The sequence below is a fragment of the Streptomyces sp. NPDC101393 genome (assembly GCF_044767385.1).
Taxonomy (GTDB): Bacteria; Actinomycetota; Actinomycetes; order Streptomycetales; family Streptomycetaceae; genus Streptomyces.
Genome location: NZ_JBIWNU010000004.1, coordinates 570,456 through 592,006, shown reverse-complemented (window position 1 = coordinate 592,006; position 21,551 = coordinate 570,456). Strand labels below are relative to the sequence as shown.

The following is a 21,551-nucleotide window of genomic DNA, read 5'->3' as shown; positions in this document are numbered from 1 at the left end:
GTGGTCTGGGAGCGGGTCTCCCTCTCACTGCTGTTCTGTGTTGGCTGTGACACGGCAGGAGGCCCCGCCACCTGGGAAGGTGACGGGGCCGTGGGTCACGCGTGGGTCAGCGGGCCGAACCGTAGTTCAACCCACTTCTTTGAACGCCCCTCCCCGGTGTCGTCCTCCCACCGGAGCATTGGGGTTCCGTCGTAGTCGCAGACCTCCCCCGTGGTTGTCCAGAGGTCTCCGTCAACGTCCTTGTAAGTCTCGTGCTCGGGCATGGTGGTCTCCCTCGTGTGTGCCCCGAAAGGCCCCGCCACCGGGGAAGGTGACGGGGCCGGGGGTCAGCCGCAGCGGAAGCAGCACTCAAACTCTGCCAGCGTCACGCCACGGGACTCCGGGCGGGTGTCCTCTCCGGTACCGTCGTGAACGCAGTTGATGGGGTGCCCCTCGTAATCCACCACGGAGTCGAGGGGCAGGCGGTGAAGCTTGATGATGAGTTCGGCCACGGTCATGGGGTGCTCCTTCTGAGTGTGTACCCAGAAGGGCCCCGCCCTCCGAAGAGGACAGGGCCGTGGGTCAGTTGGCGCGACGCTCCGAACCGGTCTCCTTCACGCCGCCATACATGACCGGGTTGCCGATGACGCCACGCTTGCCGCCACGGTCCCACTCCAAGACGTGCTTGAGGTGAAGGAACATGTCGAAGATGGCCGGGTCCATCTTGACGGGGACCAGCTTCCAACCCTCCGGCCGCACGTGGAGAACCGCCCCCGCATCGATGGTCGGAAGGGCCACGCTTTCACCCGACTCCGACAGGATGATGCGGTCCGCGTTGGCGTACGCGTTGAGCTGGAGGGCCACCTCTTCGTGGATTCCGGACCGGGTGGTCTTCCAGTCCAGAATCACCGTCTCTCCCTCGATCGTCCCGATCGCATCGAACGACCCGGCGAAGTCGTGGGTGTCGCTCCAGACGGTCTGTTCCAGGTGAATGAACTCCGGCTGAGCCTGGTCCAAGAACTCCTTGAAGTGGCCCGCCATGAGCTGGAACTCTGAGTGCATCCGCCCGGGGCTCTCACCCCGCGCCAGCTTCTCGAAGATGTTGTGGGACTGCGTGCCGAAGTCGCCCGCCTCCCGGGTGAAGCGGGTGGACGCTCCCTTGATGAGGTCCACGGCCGCGTTCTTGTCCTTCATGGCCAGGGTGATGACCGCACCAAGGTTCTCCACGGCGAACTCCGCCGACATCTTGGCCGCCCAGAACTTCAGAAAGCCCTTGGGCAGCATGTCGATGATGGAGGTCACGCCGGGGGCCGTCGCTCCCGTGGAGTCGTCCACGTAGAAGCGACTATCTCCACGCTTGAACGTGCGGAGGTTGCTCATGTCTTGCTCCCATTCGAGTAGGTGTCTCGCTCTCAAATGGGTTCTGTGTTGGCCGTGACACCGGCCCCCGCCAGGGAGGCCCCCCCTCCCGGAGACGGAAGCAGAAAACCTGCTTCTCGCTACTTCTTTCCTATACGCGCCATAGAGAAGAAGGAGGGAGAAGCAGGTTTTCTGCTTCCACTCGCGACGAAGGCCCACCCTCCGTGATGGAGAGCGGGCCTTGGCGTACGGAGCGTGAGCGGCGAGGGTCAGTCCAGCCCGTCCAGCTCCTCCAGGAGAGCGGCTGTCTTCTGGCGGGTGTCCTCCAGCTGGTCCCGGAACGTCTTCCGCTGTGCCGGCGTGAGGGTCCGGAGGGAGGCCATGGAGTAGACGGAGATCCCGGCGTCAATCCGCTTCGCCAGGGCTACCAGTTGGGTCCCGGTCACGCTGCCCGTACTGGCCTTCTCTGCCGTCTGCTTGGCCGCTTCCTCCATGTCCCCGTGGGCCTTGCCGAATTTTGCCGTGAGAGCCTGCCTCTGGCCCCGGGTGAGCGCCGAGAGTCCGTAGTGGTCCCAGTCCTTCTTGGGGATCCGGTCCCGCTTCACGTTCTCGATTTGGTAGCGGACACTCCGGCGGGTGGAGTCGTGGTCCCCGCCGGACAGCCCCAGGTCCGAGTAGAGGAGCTGGGCCAGGGCCTTGTACTCCACGGACTCCCCGTTCCAGTCGATCTTTCGGCCCCGGCTCCCCGGCTCCTTGAAGTGCGCCCGGAGATCCATCAGAGCTTCCGCCACCTTGCGGAGAGCATCGGCCGCCCGGCCCTCCAGCTTGAGGTACTCCTTCCCCCTGGCCTTGGCCGCGTTGTAGTCCGCGGCCACGGCTTCGTTCTTGAGTGCCCGTTCCGCGTCCGGGTCAATGGCCTCCGTCAGCACGGTGCCGGACAGAACGGATGGTGTCCGCTTGGTGACGTGACCGCCTCCCGGCGTCCGGCCACCTGATGACCGCTTGACCGGCTTCGTGTCCGCCGTGTCCGCGTCCTGCTTGGCCGCCATGGCCGCCTCCACTTCCTGGACCGTCCGGTGCGTGATTACCGGACTGGCCATCGTACGTCCTCCACTGTCAACGTTCACTGAATTCCTCCCCGCACACCCCGCACGTGATGGGACCTTTAGCGGCCTGACGTCGGCCAATCTGTAGTGTCCGGTCACATCCGCACCGGAGCGTCAACCTCTGTCCGGACGTCCCACGACGTGGAGCGGCCATGTCCAGGGCGGCCACGGCGTCTGTCCGGTCAATGACATCCTGGGTGGCCACGGCGTACGGCTCCAGGAATGTCCACGTCTCCGGCATGATCGGGACGGGGGCGTATCCGTGGGAGGGGTCCGGGGGCCGGTCCTCTGGCCACTCGCGGCCAAGCTCCCTGGCCACGTCCGCGAATTTCCGGTTGTGGCGCCGGCCACGGTTGTTCGTGACCGGGATACCCCGGGCGTCCGCCAACGCATGGACGGCCACGTGGAGGACGTGACTCACGACGGCCCGCCCGCCCTCCCGGATGCACTCCATCGGCACCTCCAGGAGTGGCGGGACTTCCTCTCCTGTGACCGTGGCTTCCCGGTAGTCAAGCGCGTGCTTTTTCCCCCGCATGTCGATACCCACGACCACCACCGGGATCTCCGGGTGCTGCTCCCGGAGCGCATCCCACGTGGTGTCAATGGCGGCCAGAACGCCGCTCAGGTCTACGTCCATGTACTGGACCGTAGCATCGTTCCCGGGCGACCCGCGCGGGCGCGGTCGGTTCCTGGCCAGAAATGACAATAGGCCCCGACACCCCCCGGAACAGTGTTCCGAGAGGGCCGGGGCCCATGTGTCACTACTTGCCCGCCTTGGCCACGCGAACGGCATCCACTCCGAGCGCACCGAGTAGCACTCCGGTCACAGTGTCAACCACCGTTTCCGACCCGGTCAGGCCGGATACGGCCGGAAGGAGCTGCCCCACCAGAACCAGGACAGCCGCGACGGCCGCGCGAACCTGTAGCGGGTGGGACGCTGCGTACGATCGCAGCGCGTTGAGAACTGTCTTCACTCTGTCACTCTCCAGTGAGGTGGTAGCGGTACAGGGTTCTGACGTCGTCCGCCAGGTCATCCAGGGTTCCGTCATTGACGATCGTCACGTCTGCCTCCACGGCGTCCAGCTCCGTCTCCGAAGCGTGCGCCCCCGCGTCGCCGGACAGTCCCGCTCCGGGGCGCTCCACGCGAACGATGAGAGCGCCCTGATCACGGAGCGCGTCCACTTCGTTCAGGTAACGCACGTCCGTTACGACGGTGGGCATGTTCCATCGGGTGCCGTTCATGACCCGGGTCATCACGGGACGGATCCAGATGTGCGGGTCCAGCTCGCGCATCGTCTGGCCGAACTCCTGAAGGAACCGGCGAACCTCGGGGTACACCGCCTTAGCGGTCTCCCAGCTGCGGGCCCCCACCAACGCGGAGAGCCAGTCCGACCGAACCACGGCGCCTTGCCTGCGGAGGTTGATTTCCGGGTCAAGCCGCAACGCAGCTTCCTTCAGCTTGTCGGCGAACGCCAGGCGGGTGTACCCCGCGTGCTGGACCAGGATCTGTCCCACGGTGTCCTTGCCGGACCGGGCCTTGCCGACCAACGCCACGTGCTTATGCATGTCTGCCTCCACAGGTGTTGAGTGTCGTCACCCGGCATCTGTGTTGGCTGTGACATCAGAGGGCACCGACCGCCCGTAGGATCGTCGCCACGGCGGAACCAGCCGCCAGGACCAGGGACGCGGGCAGCGTGTACCGCCACCGCTCCAGGCCCCGGATGCGGGTCTCGTGATCCTTCAGCGTCTCGTTCACCGCTTCGTTCGTCTGGGTCAGCGCCCGGACGTCGTCTCGGAGGGACACAACGACGTCGTAAATCTCCCGGGCACCGATGGTGACCCCTCCCACCGAATCGCGTTCATCGCTCATGGCATGGTCACCCCTTGACCGTGAAACCGTGTGCGGCGCCGAGCTTCTTGAGAGAGGTCATGCCGGGTATGCCATCGGCGTCCGTGCCGGAGTAGCCAAGCTTGCGCTGCCATTTGGCGTAGGCCGTGAGCGTGGACGTGCCGTAGGAACCGTCCGACGCGTACGCGGCCGACAGGAAGCCCTCCGACTTCAGCGCGGCTTCCACCCGCTTGACGTCGGCCGCGTGAGTGGTCCCGCCCTGGCGGAGACCGGGATCCCGCTTGGCGGCAGCCACAACGTTGGACAGGTCCACGACGGGCTTCGGGGCAGGCTTCGGCTTGGCCGGCGTGGCAGGCTTCGCTGGGACGGAGGGCTTTGGGGCCTTGCTCGCCCATGCCGGGTCAGCGGACTTGATGCCTTCGGCGAACGCCGGGTAGCCGTAGCCGTAGACATTCGAGTCCCGCCGGGCCCGCTGGCGCCTGTAGACCCCGTCCCCCTCTGCGCTGCCGTTCGTATTGGTGTTGCCCTCAACCGTGTAGATGTAGGTGTCGTCGTAGTCGTAGACGAGCCCGGTGTGGGTGCCCCCGCCCGGACCGAAGAACACCTGTGCTCCGATGGCCGGGTATTCGCTGAACTGACCCTTACCCCGGTACCAGTTCACGGCCGTCGCGCACCCGGCGGTGACGGGATACAGGCCCTTGGCCCCCGCCTTCTCGGCGCACCACGCCACGAACACGGCGCACCATGGGTAGTCGTAGCCGCCCCGCCCGTAGCCGGGGATGCTGCCGTACCACTTGTTGAACTTGGAGTCGTTGACCCAGTGCCCGCCGGAGCGGGTCTCCTGCGTACCAACCTCACTCTTTGCCGCCTTGATGACGTCTGCTGCGGTGGCAGTCATGTGATGTCCATTCTGTTGCTGCGGGGCCCGCCCCGTGGGCGACGGTACGGGCCGGTAGGTCAGAGGGATACGAACGTCCCGTTAAAGCCCACCCACGCCGGGCGGGCCGTGGAACTGACTCCGTACAGCGCCACTTCGCCGTTGGTCCGAAGGTCGATTTTCAGAGAGATTCGGTCGGACCCCGCGTCGGAGCACGGCACGGAGATCGTCCGCAAGGTGACGGGACGCGCCCCCACGGGAAGCGGAGAACTGGTCAGCACGTACGGCTCAACCGGGTTCGTCGGCCACGTGCGCGAGATGGCGCCCCGGAACATAATCGTGTCCTGCCCGAAGAGGTTCACCACTCGGTACTGGAAATCACCGTTGCTGTTCGCCCCGTCCGTCCACGGAGCCGCCAGGGGGAAGTCCGTCCATACGGTCTGTCCGGAGGCAACCGCCGTCCAGTTGTCCCCGTCGTACATCTCCATCAGGGCAAGGTCATCAATCCAGCTCATCATCCCCGCTTCGGGGGTAGTGAGCGTGGCACCCCGGACGGAGCGGGACGGGAATCGCATGACGAGTTGCCCCGCCAGGGCCTCCACCATGTTCTCCCCGAAGGACCGGGCGTTGGGCTTGTCGGTGAGGACCGGGAACGGAACGTTCTGGCCCTTGCTGTCTGTCAGCGGCATTAGACGTCCTCACTCTCAAATACGAGATCAGCGGGGCGGGGGTCGGTCATTGGTCCCTCCAGGGGGGTTACAGGTTGGTGGCGATCCAGTCGAACGGGGTGGTGGCCGTGCTGGAGTTGCTGCGTCGGCACCTCGCCGTAAATCCCGTCGTGGACGCGTTGCTTGTGGACCACGTGAGGGTTGTGCTGGCGGTGGTGATAGCGGAGTTCGGCGCCATGACGACCCGGGGCGTGGAGCTGAACGCCTTCGGGAACGTGACAGTGGCGGTGATCCACGTGCTGTCGGTGCCCGTTGGCGTGGTCACGGTGCCACTCTGGATCTTCGGAGCGGACGACGTGGCCAGGGGTCCCAGGCAAACCCAACCGGAGCGGGTCCGAAGCACCTCCACCATGTCCCCCACCGTCGGGGCGTAGAGCCGACCCAGGAGCCGCACCTTGGGCACGTCCCCCTCCGCCAGGGTCACCGTCACGGTTCCGCCAGCGTCGACGACCGCGACGGTCCCCATGCGGGCCACGGCCTCCGCCACGCCCGCGCCGGCCACGGCGTCCACGGTGGCGTCCACCAGGATGTCTACGGGCTGCCTCATTCGACGTCTTCCCTTCCGGACACGGTATTGATGGTGAATTGGCCGCCGACGGCCAGCGGGACGTCGAAGCTCTGGACGACGTGAAGTTCCGGCGGATCCCCGTTGGCGTACGCGACGCGGATGCAGTCCCCCGCGTCCAGCGCTGGGTTCGGCACGGTGCCCAGCTCCAGCGTCTGATTCGGGGACCGGTAGACCAGGAGCAGCGCCCGAGCGGCCGTGATGGCCTTCGCCCCGGACGTGATCAGGTCAGAGCTGAACATCTTCGTCCGTCGGCCGAACGGTCCGCCGTAGCGGAGCGGGTCCGTGGGGTCGGAGATCGTCCACTCCCCCATGACCGGGGCCACGTTGTCGGCAGCGTTCTCCCCGGTCGCCACGACCCGGTTGTAGACCCCGTCTGCCGACAACGAGCGGGCAGCGCTCACCATGACGCCGCTGGCGCCGGTGGTCACGTCCCAGACGATCGGCTGGACCAGGGGATCCGGCACGTCCGTGAGAACGAACGTACCCTCGGCGTTCACGAACAGCTCCGCCCCGATGGACTTTGCGCACTCCTGGAGTGCCGCCCACCGGTCCTTGCTCGTGTCGAACGTGGTCGTGGGGATGCTGTCCACGCCGTGCGTCGAGTCGTCCACGAACGATGCCGACGGGATGGCGTCCAGGATTGCGTCCTCCACGAACGCGGCCACCGTGGCGAACGTGTTCGTGGACGTCGGGACCGTGAAGGGTTCAGCCTTCACCAGGTACTCACGGCCCTGTGCCTCAATCGTGAGCGGCCCCGTGTGCACGTTGCCACTCACCTCGGTTATAACAAAGAAGCCGAGGGGGACCAGCTCCGTGGAGCCGTCCAGGTGCCGAATGCCGGATTGGATGTACAACTCCTGGCCGTACGGCGCGAACGGGTCCGTCTCCAGATGTGGAAAGACAGACGGGTCGGGGACGGTCACGGAGGCCGCGCGTCGGATGTCGCTCCCCCGGTCCACGCTCACGCTTCCGTCTGTGATGGCGATGTCGGCCGACACCACGTCCCCGTCGTACAGGACATCAACCTGTACGACGGATCCGTGGGCGGACGCCAGGGCCGGGAGAAACCGGTCTGACACGTCCTGCATGGTCACCCTCCCGTCTGGACGTCCAGCCATGAGCCGTACGCCGCGAACACTTCGTCCCACGACTCGAAGCCATCCAGGACGTCCTGCCAGGTGCGGCCGGCCGACCCCTGGAGCCCTCCCACCGGTCGGTCGATCTCCGTGACGTCAAGCGTCCAGAGCCAACCCGGCACTGTGGCATTCCAGTTCTCCGGCTCGTACGAGACATCGCCGATGGCGAAGTACACGTTGCCGTCCATGCCGTGGCCCGGTGCCGCCTGCATGAGCAAGGGCAGCCCGGACTGCATGAGTTCGCGGGCCACGTCGTTCGTGTCCCAGTCCGCCAGGCGCACCGCGAGAGTTCCAGTTCGGCTTCCCCGGGTCTCGCTCACCACCACCGGCGCAGACCGGCCGACCACCGCGTACGCGGCGGAGCGGGCCGCCATGGACCAGGACGGGTTCTCCGCCATCATCACCATGGTGTTCAGAGCCGGGTTGCCGGGCGACTTGACCCAGACGTAGGAGCCGTCGGAGATCTGCGGAGCTACGACGGAGTCAGTGTCGAGTTGCGATAGCTGACCCCCGTTTCCCGTCCAGACGACCCGGTAGTAGACCCGGGTCCCCACCGGCGCTTCGTAGTCCTCCAGGAAGAGATCTTCGTTGCTGTACGGGGCGTCCACCATCTCCCGCCCGTATCCGCGCAGCGGAACCATGGATCCGTCCTCGGACATGCGGTACACGCTGACCGTGTTGGGGCCCGCGTAGACCGGACGGTCATAGATCGAAATGGACACCATTCCCCGTGAGTCATCCACCGCCAGGACGTAGTCCGGGAGGGACGTGGCCACCGACACCGCATCGATGTAGTACAGGTCCGCGTGATTCGACACCGCTTGATAGACCTGGACCACGACCCGGACGTCCACGGCGTCCGCCGGAAGCGTGACGGTCCGATCCTCGAACACGCCGACGTAAATTCCGACGGTCCCCTGGTATTGGAAGAACGGCCCCGGCGTGATCAGGGTGGTGGCCCCCAAGGCGTTCCGGACCTCCAGGCCCACCCGCGTGGCAGCCGTGGCGTTGGGGTCCGCGGTCAGGGTCATGACGGCCGCCTTCACGGCGTACGTCTCTCCCCCCGTGACCGGGACCCAGCGGTTCAGGGTCACGGTGTGGATGCCAGTCCCGGCCGGAGCGAAGCCCAGCATGGTGTCCCCATCACCCATGAGCGTCACGCCCCGCTCAGACGTGAGCGTGCCCGTGCTGGTGATCCACGGCGCCAGGGTGTAGTCCGACGTGAACTCCGGGAACGTCAGGAGGTTCCCGGGTTCGGGCTGTCCTAGGTACATGAAGTCCACGTAGACGATGTCGCTGGTGACGCCCGTGAACGCCACGGACACCTTCGCCTGCGTGGTGCCGACCGGGGCCGTGCCGTACGCGGATGCTCGGTAGATGGCACCCGCCGTGTACGACATCGTGCGGGGACGTGTCGACGTCCCGATTTCCGTTCCTCCGGCGTTCAACCAGTGGATAGTGCATGTGGCCGTCAGGGAGCGGGTCACGGACACTCCGAACCAGCCCCACGCCGCGTACTCCTGGCCGGCCGCCACGGGTACCGCGTTGTTCAGCTTGGTGCTGAAACCCGTGGATCCCGACGCGGTCAGCCGGACACCCTGTGCCGCCTTGAACGACGTCGGGACAACAGTCCAGGAGCTGAAGTTCGTTGCGGCTCCCGTTGCCGTCCACCGGGTCCCGTTGGGGAACCCTTGGTCGCCGACCGGGAGGAGGTTGCCCTGTCCCTGGCTCATGTCTGTCCCCCCTTCAGGAACGTCGAACGGCCCGCTACGGGCGATGACACGACCGTCACCACGTCGGGACGGAACGCCTTCAGCACCCGGCGGGACTCCGCGTCCACCTCACGGACGGTTCGCGGAGTCACCACAGGGTCGGCCCCCAGTTTCTGGACCGGTACGCGCGTCATCGCGCCCTCCCTCGGTTTGCCGGGCGAATCAGGTTGTTGGTGATCTCAGAGCGGGCGCCCGAGCGGACGAACGCCTCCATCTCCCGCTCTCCGTCCAGGGACAGGACCAATCTGGCTCCGTCCAGTAGCGGGGGCGGTGCCGCCGGTAGGGCGGTCATGACGGACGTGGCCGACAGGTTGCCGGACGCGATGCCCGCCAGGGACGACGTGGCGTTGCCCACCAACCCTTCATAGTCGCCAATGCCCTGAGCGAACGCCTCGCCGACCGATCGGCCGGAGTAGAGAACCCATCCCCGGCCCGAGAACGGACCGGTCTTGGCCGGGGAGAACGGGAAGAAGTCACGGGCGGCAGACATGGCGTTGCTGACCGCGCTTTTCACGCTGCCAATCATCGATTTGATGCCGTTGATGAACCCTCGCAGCAGCGACGCGCCCGAGTTGTAGAGATAGCTGCCCAGGTTGCCCAAGGCGTCCCGGGCCCGCCCCGGCAGAGATCTGACCGCGCTTACCACGTTGGACACCCCCGATCGGGCAGCCGAAAGCATCCGTGAGCCAGCAGCCGCCACCCGCGAGTAAACAGACCCCGCCAGATTGGACAGTGCGCTGGACGCCCGACCCGGAAGTCCCTGGATCCACGCCACCACGTCCCGGACCATTCGACCCGCCCCGGCAGCCGCTCGTGTCCCCATGGTCATGATGTAGCCGACCACGCCCACCACCATGCGCGAGATGAACGACATGACTCGTCCGGGGAGTTGAGAGAACCAGTTCAGGATTGCGGTGATGGCGCTGCCCACGGCTGCGGAGAACCGGCCCGACATGGAAATCAGCCACCCGTTGGCGGTGTCCACCATGTTCTGTACCCACGCGCTCACGCGCCCCGGTAGCGACTGGAACCAGCCGACCACGGCTGCTATCGCCGCCCCGACCGACGCGGAGAACTTCCCGTACATGGAGATCAGCCACCCGTTGGCGGTGTCCACCATGTTTCTGACGGTCTCCGGTAGGCGACCAAACCACTCGATCGCCCCGGTGATGAAGTTCCTGATCCACCCGTAGGCTTCGGTCAGCACTGCGAGGAACCCGCCGAAGAACGATATGGTTCCACCGATCACCGACCCCAGGTCTTCCAACGCCTGTCCGGCTTCCTTCGGGTGGGACCCCACGGACAGGAAAAAGCTGGAGATCCCGTCAGCGATCTTCTGCACCATCCCGGACAGCCCCTCAAAAATGGGCTTAGCCTTCTTCAGCGTCTGGTCTATGGCGTTGACGATGGTCTTGAACGACTTTCCGAAGCCCTTGCCCAGAATGTCGATGGCGGGAGCGACTGACTTGAACATCGACTTAAATTGCGGGGCGAGCTGCTTGAAAAGCGCGCCAATCTGGCCCATGGCCTTGGTGAACTCCGGGATCAGCGGCTGAGCGGCACCCTTCATCGTCGTCATGATCGACTTTTTCATGCGCTTCGCGGCTGCCTTGACCTTGGGTTCGTCCTTAAGCAGGACCGCCCCCAGGCCGATGACGCCGAGACCGGTAACCGAGACCGTCAGGCCCGACAGGATCGCCCCCAGCGCGGGGAGCAAGGTTGCCGCGATTCCGGCTGCGATGGCGAGACCGATCGCAGCCGTGTACGGGTTGGACGACATGGCCGACTGCACCTGAGTCAGGCTGCCCGTGATGGCCCCCGTGAACGCCCGGCCGGCCGCTCCGAGGGCGTCCAGGATTCCCCGCAGCAGACGGGACCCGATCGATCGACCGTCTCGGTCCGCAGTCTGCCGCAACCGGTCGATTGCAGACCGGTCCACATCCACGTTCACGTCGATGTGCGACCGGGCACTGATGGCCGCCAGTCGAGTTGACAGGTTCGCCTCGAAGCCATCCAGGTCCGATTCCACACGGATGGAGAGTCGGGCCCGCGCTTCGATGCGGTCCAAGAACGCCTGAAGACCTTCGGCGAATCCGTCGGTGTCGGGCAGTACCCGGATGCGCAGGCGGCCGACTTCCTGTCCTCCAGGACTGGCCATCTCTACCTCCTATGGTGCTGGTTGGACCTTCTGCGCTAGCGGATGCTTGCTCAGGTCGATTCGTCGTTTCGTCGCGGCCTTGGGGGTCGGAACATCGAGGGGCGTAGGGGCTTTCGCCTTGCCTCCACTCACGCGGATGTTGTTCACGTCTGCCGCTCGGACCCCGTTCAAGAGATGCGCCAGAAGTTGGGTCTGTAGGTTCCAGTCTCGGAACTGGAGCCCGCCCGCCAGGACCGCCTGTAGGGCAGAGTCCACGGGCAGATACTCGGACAGTTGCCAGACTCGGCGGGGTGAGAGGGTCCCTCGCCAGAGGTCCACGAAGTCGAGTCCGTAATACCTCTGGAGGTCCGCACGCAGCGCCCCGCCGTGCCCGTCAAGGATCAGCTGTCCGAGGGCTGTGCTTCCCCCAAGTCCGTCACCTTCTGCCACTCCTGAACCACGTTCATGGCCATGGCCAGAGGCCAGTCCTTCATCTCAACCTTCAGGGCGGCCGGGTCGTCCGCGACCATCAGGAGGAGGTCCCGGAGCTTCGGCAGCGTCTCGGTGACGCCCTCCTCCGTCTTACCATCCAGGCTCTTCAGGATCGTCATGGCCGTCTTCAGGCCGGTGTCCGGCAGGAGAAGGATGTTCCTCAGGTGCACGGTCTTGCCCGCGCGCGTGGTCATCTCCATCGCGCGATAGTTAGTCTCAACCTCTGCCAGGGCGTCAGCGCAGTTGAAAGTCATGGTGGTCCCCATTCCGTTCAGAGTCATGTGTGAGTGCGGTCCCTGGAGAGCCCCCGGCCAGGGGGACCAGTCCGGCCGGGGGTGGTTCAGTGCGTCAGGCTGCGACGGAAGCCCACTCGCCAAGGGCATTGCCAATGCTGGAGTGACCCAGAAGAGTGCCCTTGATCGGGTACGTGACGAAACCCTCCGGATCCATTCCCACCGCGTCGGAACCGAGCAGGCTCACGCGCGGGTGCCACATAGGCAGAAAGTTCTCACCGTCGACAATGACGAGAAGGAGTGCCTTCTCCTGAGCCTGTGGGGCCGACGGAATACGGAATGAACCGTCCACCTGCACCGCACTCTCACCGCCACCGAAATAGAGCTGGTAGGTGAGACTCGTCGACTGGATGGACTGAAACGCAATGCTGTACGTGACGTCCGGAGAAGTCACGCGGAGCTTGCGGTTCTGCCACGAACCCAGCGTCTCCGGGTCATCTCCATCACGACCGATTTCCGGGAGTTCATCCAGACTGGTGTGGCCGATAGTCTCCCAGGCAACTCCGGGATCCGTCGGGTCCGTGATGGTGGGCTTAGCAGTGCCGACGGGAGCTACGAAAATGTAGCCGCCTCCCGGCTGGATCACGGAGTTATCGATCTCCGCCATGTCAACCTCCAGGGGTCATTGTTGCCCGTGCGGTCACGCGAACCGTGGCACGGAACATGAACAGGGTGGGGCCGGGGGCCGGAACACTGTTCCTGGCCTCCACAGGGGCCCCGTCAACCGGCCGGAACCAGCTCAGCGAACCGTCCTCCCCCTGGAACCTTGAACGGCAGGCGTCAGACAGGGCGCTGAATGCTTGGCGGGCCAGTGCCGAAGCTTCCCGGCGAGTCTCCGCCAGGGCCTTCAACTCCACGATGCCCGTCACGGACCCCATGCCGGGAGCCTCCCCGCCAGACACCTGGCGAGCCACCACCAGGGGGAGATGGTCCGCCGGAATCTCGGGCATCAGGATTCGTACGTCCGCGTCCAGGTCCGCCGCGCGGAGCGCGTCCAGGATCAGGGCGTCAAGGTCAGGGGTCGGATGCATCAGAGACCCGCCTCAATCGCATGGATGCCTTCAACCCACGAGCCATCTGACGCCACGTGACCGTAGTTGATCGCATAGATCGCCGGGTCCGATATCTCCACCGTGGAGTCGGTGAGGTTCGTACGGACCTTGAAACTCCGCGCCAGTCGGCCGGAACTACTGTTGGCCGTGACCACCGCACGGACACGCGCCGCCCGGCCATCCAGCTCCTTGCGGACTTCCTTCTTCACGGGCGGCAGGTGAGCCACGAACGCGTCTAGGTTGTTCCGAAGAGTCGCCATGCTCACCTCCTGTGGATGGTCGCCAGGTCGTGGGCGGTGCGTCGGGAGACGCCGAACCGGCGTGGTTCGGAAACCACCGTGTAGTCAACGCCGTTGTACGTAACACGGGACCACGCGCCAGCCGGGAGGGACCGCGCGGAGATGTCCAGGACAACCCCCGCCACGTACCCCTCCTGTCCGGCTGCGGTCTCCGAGACGCGAGGCTGAACCAGGCACCGGACCGTGACCGGGGCACCCTCACCCGGCTGCGTCCCGCCGTACCCGTCGTCTGTCTGCACCACGGGGTACACGGTGACGACATGCGGCGGGGTGCCGTAGATGCTCACACGGCACCGCCGAACGACTCGAACTGAACGGAGAAGAGACCGGACACACCCGCCACCGCCTGAAGCAATCGGATCTCCGACGGCTTCAGGTCCACGCCCGTGGGCATGCTGGCAGCAAAGGCGTACTGATACCCGCCCTCCATCTCCTGGCGGTACCCTTCCGGGTTGCGCAATTTGCGCTCAGCGGCTGCGAGAGTCACTGAGATTGCCGTGGCCGGCGCCGTGGCCGGGTCCGGCCAGGGGAGGCCGTAGGCCCGGACCATGGCAGAAGCGTCGTCAAGCGCCGCCTCCGCCATGGGAATCTCCGGGCCTTCCAAGGTCCTCCCCAAACGCGCCTCAAGAGAGGCGACGTCCGCGAGGGGAGTAGCCATGGGTTACCTCTCCGATCAGCCCTCGTCCGGGGTCAGGACGAGCTTGACCGCGCGCTGGAGGGTCTTGGTGCCGACCGTGTCACCGGGGGTGGGCTGGTCCAACATAACTTTGGTGCCCGCGTACGCGTTGACGATCGAGCGGTCCCGCAGCTTGCTCGCGTCGTAGTCGCGGATCCAGCGCATCGAGTAGCCAGCGAAGGACGCACCGGCACCGAAGGTGGCACCCGACGGGATGGCCGGGGCACGGGTCGCCAGGAGGAACGCGGACGGAACGAACGCGTACGCCGACAGGGAGTCGATGGCGTTCGAGGTGACGACGTTGAAGCCGCGGATGCGGCCGATGGTCGCCTCACGGAGAGCCCCGTCCGAACCGGACTGCGAGACGTCGAGGAGGGTGGAGCCGCTCAGAAGGGCTTCCTCAAAGTCGGCACCAACCAGAAGGGTGCGGCCCTCCTGCGGGACGTCGTTCTTGTTGAGGAGGGTACGCGCCCGGGTGATCCCGTTGAGAGCAGCGTTCTGGCCGTCGGCCTCCAGGATGGTGACCGTGCCGACACCCTCCGCGCCGTACGCAGCACCCTCGATCATGGCCGCAACCTGAGCGTCCAGGTAGGCAGCAACGGCACGAACCTGGGGGTCCAGAACCTGGGTACCGAAGTCGGAGATGTCCAGGGTCAGTTCCTCGTCCGTGATGGCCACGGCAGAGTAGATGTCCTTGCTCAGCGACACGGAGACGCTGTCCTCCGCCAGGTTGTCCAGGACGATGCTGGACGAAGAACGGTCGTCCCTCCAGGGGAAGGTGCGGGCGGTCAGGCGGGACGGGATGCGGAGCGACACGGTGTCGTTCTTGGCACCGGTGAAGTCAAGCCCGTGGGAGGTCCACACCAGGTTGGAGAGGATCAACTCTCGCTCCAGCATGCCGACGGCCGCGTTGGCGATGACTTCGGGCTTCAGAAAGGCGTTGTTCGCCATGGTCGTTTCCTCCAGGAGGTAGGTACAGGGTTACCGGCGTGCGCGGGGAATCCGGGCCGCCAGATCAGCGGGAGAGGACGAAGCGGCCGACCTGTTGGGGTCCAGCCCGCCCCGCCCGAGAGGGGTGGTCGCGGTGAACGTCGCCAGAGTTTGGGCGTCCGACTCCAACTCCTCCTCAGTGGCTCCCGTCAGTCGGGATGCGAGAGTGTCAGGAAGGTTGTACTTCGCTGCGACACGCACGCGCATGAGCTGAGCTGACAGCTTGTCCTTCTCAGCCTCCAGCGCGGCGTACTCGTCGGCCGTCTTAGTCGCCCCGAGCGCCTCCGTGGCTTCACGGGCGCGCACGCGGTACCGCGCGGCCTCCGCGCGAGTTTCCTGGAGGCTCTTCTTCAGGGCCTCCAGTTCGTCCCCACCGTCGCCAGTGCCCCGTACGTCGGCACCGGTGTCCTTCGGCTCCTGGGTCTCCGTAGCGGGCGCCTCCGGGGCGGCCGCCGGGGTCTCCGGCGCTTCAGCGGCAGGGTCAGTGGTGTTCTCTTGCTCAGACATTCGCGTGCCTCCTGGGCCCGTCTAGTTGTCGGCGTTGCGGCGCTCGTGGCGCTGCCGTTCAATGTGCTGACGCCATGCCCGCATGGCTTCTTCTCCGGACTTCATCCGGGTGACTCGCTTCCAGTCCTCATACAGGCTCCGGGCCGTTGGAGTCAGGAAGGCTTCCCCGCTGTACACGGGGACTACTTGGCAGTGGCACATCGGGTGGTACCTCTTCAGGGCCTCCGGGTCGCCGCTTTCACGGTCTCCGGCGGACCCCGCCAGCTGCTGTGAGCGGTAGACAGCTCCGCGGCTTGCCAGCATGGAGCAGAAGTGACAGGGGTCGTCGTCCGTGACGCGTGCCCATCCCCGAACACGCCGGTCCCCCTTGGACGCCTGGTCCACAAGGTCCCGCCCTGATCGGATTGCCTCTCTGTCGGCCACGTTCGCGGCTGATCGTCCAGCGGACTCCAGCTCCGCCAAGAAGTCCGGGTCGTCGAGACGGCCCCGTGTCTTGGCCCCCTGGACTACCTCCGCAACCCTCACGGGCCCTGTGTGGGCCAACGAGAGACGGGCTGCCTTCTCCAGCTCCGCCGTGGGTTCCTCCGGCCACTCGAAGCGCTCCACCGGGATCTCCCGGTGGTCACCTTCCTGCGGCAGGTGGATTTGATTCACCTCTCGGTCCCACTCCTGACGGAGCATGCCCACTGTGGTGATCACTGCGGTGGTTGTCGACTGTTCGGGCAGCGCCACCGTGTGGCCGGTCTCCAGCGCCCGGTATAGGCGGTAGAACGCAATTGCGTTGCGGCGGGACCGGCCCCGGCCGTTGCGGACGATCTGAAGGACCGCCACCAGCCAGTCGATGGCCGTAGCCTCCGGGTCGTGTCGGTTGATGCGGCGCCACGCCACCAGGGCCTCCGCCGAAGCGACGGCCCCAATGCGCGCCTGCGCCCTCCAGAACTCGTCAAGTAGCTGCTGTACGGCTCTACTAGGCACTGGCTACCCCCGGAACACTGTTCCCGGCCTCCGAGGTCTGCGGGGCGCTCAGAGCCTTGTCCATGGCCGTGGCCAGGCGGTTCTCACTGCTGTCCGTCTCCGCCATGTCCGCCCAGTCGGCCACGTCGCCATCCGTGACTCCCGGGATGCGGGACCACAGTGCCCGAGGCGGGACGCTGAGCATCTGCGCAGCCTTGCCGAGCGCATCAACGACCTGAGCGAAGGAGCGGGACTCGAAGTCATCCCAGAGCACCTGTGCGCCGGCGTCCACGACAGACCCCTCGGACTCAGACACGAGCGCCAGGACCAGTTCCCACGCCTCTCCCAGCGGCCTCTGAAATTCTTTCACGGCGCGCATCAGGGCAGACTCCGCTGCCGCCAGGGCTTCGGCGGAGAGGTTGACCATGTCGCCAAGGAGGTAATGCGGCGGTGTCTGGGACACAGCCGCGAGCTGCTTGACATCTGCCTTCGCAGCCTCCAGGAACCCGTCGAGCGGAGTTTCGTCCAGGGTCCCGAACTTGGCATCTTCGTTGGGCGTCATCATGAAGCGCGACGCGTCCGCGCGGACGGGGATCGGCGTGGGTCGACCGTTGGCGTCCAGGATCACGTCCCCCGTCTCCGGGTCGCGCTGGAGGTCCGGCGCCATGCCGGTGACCGTGCGTACCTTGAAGGATCCGAAGGTCTGGACGATCAACCGGTCAAATGTGGTCTGGTTGATCCGGTCCTGAATGGGGATCATGGGCTCAATCACGCCCGTGACTCGTCCCTCCAGGTCAATGTCCGGAGCGAAGCGCACGACCGGGCAAACCGGCTGCCCCAGGAGCTTCATGTTGTGCGGGACGGACGAAACCAGTGTGGTGACCGACTTCTTGCCCCCACCAGTGACCGTGACCTGGTAGACGTTCGTCTGGGTGTAGAGCGTCCCCGACGCCACGTCCTTAACGTCGTCCGCGCTGGGGAGGTGGTCCATCATCAGGACCCACAAAGGCAGCGCGTCGGACGCCGGGTCCGCATATGAGGCGTACACCCGGCGGGGAGAAAGCCCCTTCATATGGGTGCCGAACGCGTCGGTGGTGACCGCCACGTAGGCCACGCCGTACGTGAGGGCTGCGCGGTGGATGGCGGTCTGGCGGGAATCCATGCGGTTCTGCTGCCACACGTCCCACTCGGGAGTGGTGTCCGCCCCTCCGTCCCGCCGGTACCCAGTCACGCTCAGCACCTGGGCAGGAGTTTTGACGAGGAGAGGCATCCAGTTGGCGATAGCCCGCTTCGCAAGAAGCTTGTACTCATCCGTCGCGGACTTCGGCATGTAGGGGTCGTCATGTACGCCCCTGATGTAGTTGTCCACGCGGTCCATGCGTGGCTGATCCGTGGCGAGACCGGCAAGCCCGGCAGCGATCATTTCAAGCTCTGTGGCCATGCCGGTCCCTCCTGGGGATCAGAAGAAGTACACCGTGCGATCTGCGACGGTGTCTCGGGTCTTGCGGGACTCCACCAGACGGTGCCTGGCCAGGTCCGCCAGGAGCGTGGCCGCGTACGCGTCGACCTTGTGACTGCTGTCCCGGGTGGACTTGCCGAAGCTCAGCCCGTACTGGTTTGGCCGGCGCCTGGCGTTGAGCACGTGCCTCCGAAGGGTCATGTCCCCGGCGTGGAGGATCTTCCCCTCCTCAACGGCGGACATGAGTCGCTCGTTGGCCACGGTCAGTTCCTGGAGACCGCCACGCATGTCCCGCCCCACGGCGGAACGGGTGGACGCCTTCACCAGGAGGGCGGCTCCGTAGTCCTCGGACCACGTGTCGATGTAGGACTCCCACTGGTTGACGTCCGCGAAGAACGCCTGAACGTCGTACGTCTCCAGGGCGTTGCGGACCACCCCGTCCACCGCCTTACGGTCGACGTTCCAGCCCTCGGCCTCCGGGCCGTCAGGACGCTCCCAGACGGCCAGGGGGAACGCCGCCCGGTCCGAGACGCGGACAGCGACCAGCGCCGTGGCGTCGGAGGACTTGCCTCCGTCGAACCCGAGCGTGATGGAGTCGCCGGGACGGAGCGTCAGGGCGTCGTCCTTGCACCGGTCCCAGTCCTCCGGGGAGATCAGTTGATCCTCCGCCGTGACGAGCTGGTTCAGGTACATGCGCTGAGAGCGGGAGCGGGGCATCGTGCCGGAGTAGATGGTGGAGATGATCCAGTCGACGTCCAGCCATGTGGCGTCGCCACGGGCCGCGATGATCCCGGCCTTCAGCTCGTCTACGTCGCCCATGTTGACGGGCGGGGACTCGACGGAGTCGTAGTACATCCCGCTGTCCCGCTGTTTGCCTTCCTGGATCTTGCTCCAGGAGTGCCAGGTCTGCTCCGCCACAGAGTCCTCTCCGGGGAGCGGAGCGTTGGTAATCTCCATCGTCCGGGCGCCACCGCCACGCGACTTGCCGACGTTACCGGCGATCGTCATAGCCATTTCGTGCCCGCCGTTGGAACTGATCCAGTGGTGGGTCTCGTTCATGACCACGAACGTGGCGCGACCACCTTCCAGGGCCCGGGGCGACGAAGTCACTGCCTCAATCACGCCGTTGGTCCGGGAGTAGATGATCTCCTTGCCCAGGTCGATGCCGTAGTCGGCCAGGCACTCCGCCGAGAAGAGCCCGGGAAAGAGTCGCATCGTGTTACGCGTCTGGTCCTTCGAGACCGCACACACCTGGATCCACGCCGCTTTGTGCGACACGGCCAGGGGAGTCCCGTCCGACTTCCAGCCGCCGAAGCGGCAGGGACCCACGAACTCCACGGCGCACAACGCGGCCAAGAAGGGATCCTTCCCCCACCCCTTCAGCCGCCGGATGGTGCCCTGCTTGCGGGTGAAGACTCCGCGGTCGTCGATCTCGTACCAGCGGAGGACGATGCGGACTTGCTCCGGGGTGAATCTCCACGGAGACCCGGCGTCCGGGCCGTCCGGCTGCCTGAGGTAGCGGGCCGTCCACAGAAGGACGTCCCACCCGAGGGTGCGGGTGCGGTCCGGGACCGTGTCCGGCCACGTGCGTATAGGGTCAAGCTGCGAGGCCATAGGGCTCACCTCCCGTCAGGGGCGGAGGCGAGACGCGGCGCTACTGGCCGCCGGCCGCCTTACGGTAGTCATCCATGAGGGCCACGGCGGGATCCACGGACTGTTCCGTCTCCCCAGCACGCTCCAGCTCCACGCGGGCCCTTCGCCGGGCTCCCTCCGTGGTGAGGAGTTCGGTCATGCCGGACATGACGCTCTGAAAGAGCTGGGCTGAGAACTTGCCCTGCTTGAGGTTCCGACTCATGGCTTCCGCCACGTATACGGCAGTCGCCCAGTCGGACGCTTCGTAGTAGTGGGACTGTCCGGAGTCGATCAGCGACTCGAACCAGTCGGCTGCGATGGGGTGCCATTCAGGGTCCCCGGCAGGGATGGACGGCACTCCCCCAGACACGCCCCTCGTGAGGGCGGGACCGTCGGTCGTGTTCCGGCGCCTGCGTTGATCGCTTCGCTTCGGCACGGGTCCGGGCATGATCGCCCTCCCTTCAGGGGGTCGCGGGGGCATATGCCCAGGTCAGCGCGTTTCGATGGGGCTCAGAGGAACCTTGGAACCCGTACAGATTCTGAGCCGCTATGATCGTTCGGTGCGGGGAAAAGACCAGGAGGGGGAACCCCCCAGGTCAGGAAAGATCTTCAAAAAGATCTCAAGATTTCAAAGATCAAAAAGAGCCAAGATCAGAGGCTCGAAGGATGATCGTCTGAAGGCCTTCGTCTCGGCGGTCTCGGCTTGCCACGTCGTCCCGCTGCCCCCTGCTGGGCAGTGCGCTGCGCATGGTGATACCTGCACAGCGTGCGGAGGTTCGCCAGGCCGTGATCCCACTTGCTACCGATGTGGTCGCACTCGGTTCCAGGCTCGACGCATCGGGCGCCCGTGTCGTAGCGCACGTGCACGCATTGATACCCGTCCCGTCTAAAAACCTGGGCCCTGATCTTTTCCCAGCCGGGGGGTAGTTCGTTTCGGCGATCACTGCCTTCCCACGCCATGAACTACCCCCGTCTTTTTTCTGGGACGATCTACTGGTACGCCAGCACGGTGACCGCAGCCGACGCGGTGAAGGTCAGCGTGGACCCGAACACGTTCGCCGGGAAGTGGCCGAACACACGGACGGCACCCATGGGAACCGTGACTGCCACGTCCTCCACGTCGTACCCGCCCACCTGAGCGACGGTCACGAACGTCACGACGGACGCGCCCGCTCCCTCGCTGTTATCCACCGTGAGGTGGAGCGAGGCCGTGTTACGGACGCTGTTACCGTTCACCAGGTCAGCATCCTCCGCCGTGCCCGGTGCCACCCCGGTGGGCGTCATTCCCGTGAGGGCCAGTGCCGTTGCTGCCATGCGCATCTCTCCAGTCTGGTCCCCGATGGTGGATGTGAAGTGCTCCCAGTTGGATTCGAACCAACGCTGACCGGTGCTTGAAGCCGGGGCCTCTACCGCTGGGCTACAGGAGCGTGTGCCGCTAGTGGGAGTGCGGGTTTCGAACCCGCTCGCGCCGGTGGCTGCCGGTGCTTTCGCCGTGTGCCCGCGTCCGGGCCTCCCTTGTAGGCATCGCGCGGCATTGCCGCCATGCCCCCAACCCGCCCAACCGGCGTGCTGCTGTTGCTGTGTGCCCGGCCCGGGTCGCTCGGCTGGCCGCGCTTCTGTCGAAGCGGCTTACGCACTGCTGTCTCTCGCGACCGGGCGCACGTTGCGCTCCCTCCGCTCCGGGCG

24 protein-coding genes and 1 tRNA gene are annotated in these 21,551 nt (G+C 65.9%); all 25 read right to left on the bottom strand.

Annotated elements, in window-relative coordinates:
- Positions 1–95 precede the first annotated feature (95 nt).
- Positions 96–263 carry a hypothetical protein gene (locus ACIRQ7_RS16110; RefSeq protein WP_404262930.1) on the bottom strand — a complete coding sequence of 56 codons (168 nt, stop codon included), beginning with the start codon at positions 261–263 and terminating at the stop codon, positions 96–98.
- Between the two features lie 63 nt (positions 264–326).
- Complete coding sequence (locus tag ACIRQ7_RS16105) at positions 327–497, bottom strand: hypothetical protein (protein ID WP_404262928.1); 171 nt, start codon at positions 495–497, stop codon at positions 327–329.
- Between the two features lie 64 nt (positions 498–561).
- Positions 562–1,359 (bottom strand): hypothetical protein, encoded by a 798-nt coding sequence (locus ACIRQ7_RS16100; RefSeq protein ID WP_404262927.1) that lies wholly within the window; start codon positions 1,357–1,359, stop codon positions 562–564.
- A 248-nt stretch (positions 1,360–1,607) separates the two neighbouring features.
- Positions 1,608–2,438 carry a hypothetical protein gene (locus ACIRQ7_RS16095; protein ID WP_404262925.1) on the bottom strand — a complete coding sequence of 277 codons (831 nt, stop codon included), beginning with the start codon at positions 2,436–2,438 and terminating at the stop codon, positions 1,608–1,610.
- 16 nt (positions 2,439–2,454) lie between these two features.
- A complete protein-coding gene (locus tag ACIRQ7_RS16090; RefSeq protein ID WP_404262923.1) occupies positions 2,455–3,081 on the bottom strand; it encodes a hypothetical protein in 627 nt (208 codons plus the stop codon).
- Between the two features lie 341 nt (positions 3,082–3,422).
- Positions 3,423–4,022 (bottom strand): hypothetical protein, encoded by a 600-nt coding sequence (locus tag ACIRQ7_RS16085; RefSeq protein ID WP_404262921.1) that lies wholly within the window; start codon positions 4,020–4,022, stop codon positions 3,423–3,425.
- 43 nt (positions 4,023–4,065) lie between these two features.
- On the bottom strand, positions 4,066–4,314 hold the full coding sequence (locus ACIRQ7_RS16080; protein WP_404262919.1) for a hypothetical protein: 249 nt from the start codon (positions 4,312–4,314) through the stop codon (positions 4,066–4,068).
- 7 nt (positions 4,315–4,321) lie between these two features.
- Positions 4,322–5,191 (bottom strand): CHAP domain-containing protein, encoded by an 870-nt coding sequence (locus tag ACIRQ7_RS16075; protein ID WP_404262917.1) that lies wholly within the window; start codon positions 5,189–5,191, stop codon positions 4,322–4,324.
- A 59-nt stretch (positions 5,192–5,250) separates the two neighbouring features.
- Entirely contained in the window at positions 5,251–5,859 is a 609-nt protein-coding gene (locus ACIRQ7_RS16070; RefSeq protein WP_404262915.1) for a hypothetical protein, read from the bottom strand.
- Positions 5,860–5,926: 67 nt separating this feature from the next.
- Complete coding sequence (locus ACIRQ7_RS16065; protein WP_404262914.1) at positions 5,927–6,445, bottom strand: H-type lectin domain-containing protein; 519 nt, start codon at positions 6,443–6,445, stop codon at positions 5,927–5,929.
- Positions 6,442–7,554, bottom strand: coding sequence for a DUF5047 domain-containing protein (locus ACIRQ7_RS16060; protein WP_404263151.1), 1,113 nt, complete (start codon positions 7,552–7,554; stop codon positions 6,442–6,444). Before ACIRQ7_RS16060 ends, ACIRQ7_RS16065 begins: the two co-directional genes overlap by 4 nt.
- Before the next feature lie 2 nt (positions 7,555–7,556).
- Complete coding sequence (locus tag ACIRQ7_RS16055; RefSeq protein WP_404262913.1) at positions 7,557–9,335, bottom strand: hypothetical protein; 1,779 nt, start codon at positions 9,333–9,335, stop codon at positions 7,557–7,559.
- 169 nt (positions 9,336–9,504) lie between these two features.
- Positions 9,505–11,532, bottom strand: coding sequence for a hypothetical protein (locus ACIRQ7_RS16050; protein WP_404262911.1), 2,028 nt, complete (start codon positions 11,530–11,532; stop codon positions 9,505–9,507).
- A 380-nt stretch (positions 11,533–11,912) separates the two neighbouring features.
- The gene (locus ACIRQ7_RS16045; protein WP_404262910.1) at positions 11,913–12,269 is read right to left on the bottom strand and encodes a phage tail assembly protein; all 357 of its coding nucleotides are present in this window, start codon (positions 12,267–12,269) and stop codon (positions 11,913–11,915) included.
- A gap of 82 nt (positions 12,270–12,351) precedes the next feature.
- Positions 12,352–12,903 carry a hypothetical protein gene (locus ACIRQ7_RS16040; protein WP_404262908.1) on the bottom strand — a complete coding sequence of 184 codons (552 nt, stop codon included), beginning with the start codon at positions 12,901–12,903 and terminating at the stop codon, positions 12,352–12,354.
- A 423-nt stretch (positions 12,904–13,326) separates the two neighbouring features.
- A complete protein-coding gene (locus ACIRQ7_RS16035) occupies positions 13,327–13,608 on the bottom strand; it encodes a DUF5403 family protein (protein ID WP_404262906.1) in 282 nt (93 codons plus the stop codon).
- Between the two features lie 322 nt (positions 13,609–13,930).
- Entirely contained in the window at positions 13,931–14,305 is a 375-nt protein-coding gene (locus tag ACIRQ7_RS16030; RefSeq protein WP_404262905.1) for a hypothetical protein, read from the bottom strand.
- 15 nt (positions 14,306–14,320) lie between these two features.
- Positions 14,321–15,274 (bottom strand): P22 phage major capsid protein family protein, encoded by a 954-nt coding sequence (locus ACIRQ7_RS16025; protein ID WP_404262903.1) that lies wholly within the window; start codon positions 15,272–15,274, stop codon positions 14,321–14,323.
- 30 nt (positions 15,275–15,304) lie between these two features.
- Entirely contained in the window at positions 15,305–15,820 is a 516-nt protein-coding gene (locus tag ACIRQ7_RS16020) for a hypothetical protein (RefSeq protein WP_404262902.1), read from the bottom strand.
- A 21-nt stretch (positions 15,821–15,841) separates the two neighbouring features.
- On the bottom strand, positions 15,842–16,708 hold the full coding sequence (locus ACIRQ7_RS16015) for a hypothetical protein (RefSeq protein WP_404262901.1): 867 nt from the start codon (positions 16,706–16,708) through the stop codon (positions 15,842–15,844).
- Between the two features lie 79 nt (positions 16,709–16,787).
- Entirely contained in the window at positions 16,788–18,215 is a 1,428-nt protein-coding gene (locus ACIRQ7_RS16010; RefSeq protein WP_404262899.1) for a phage portal protein, read from the bottom strand.
- Between the two features lie 18 nt (positions 18,216–18,233).
- Complete coding sequence (locus ACIRQ7_RS16005; protein ID WP_404262897.1) at positions 18,234–19,847, bottom strand: terminase; 1,614 nt, start codon at positions 19,845–19,847, stop codon at positions 18,234–18,236.
- A gap of 40 nt (positions 19,848–19,887) precedes the next feature.
- Positions 19,888–20,223 carry a hypothetical protein gene (locus ACIRQ7_RS16000; RefSeq protein WP_404262895.1) on the bottom strand — a complete coding sequence of 112 codons (336 nt, stop codon included), beginning with the start codon at positions 20,221–20,223 and terminating at the stop codon, positions 19,888–19,890.
- 632 nt (positions 20,224–20,855) lie between these two features.
- Positions 20,856–21,185, bottom strand: coding sequence for a hypothetical protein (locus tag ACIRQ7_RS15995; protein ID WP_404262893.1), 330 nt, complete (start codon positions 21,183–21,185; stop codon positions 20,856–20,858).
- A 34-nt stretch (positions 21,186–21,219) separates the two neighbouring features.
- Positions 21,220–21,292, bottom strand: a tRNA-Leu gene (locus tag ACIRQ7_RS15990).
- Positions 21,293–21,551: the final 259 nt, after the last annotated feature.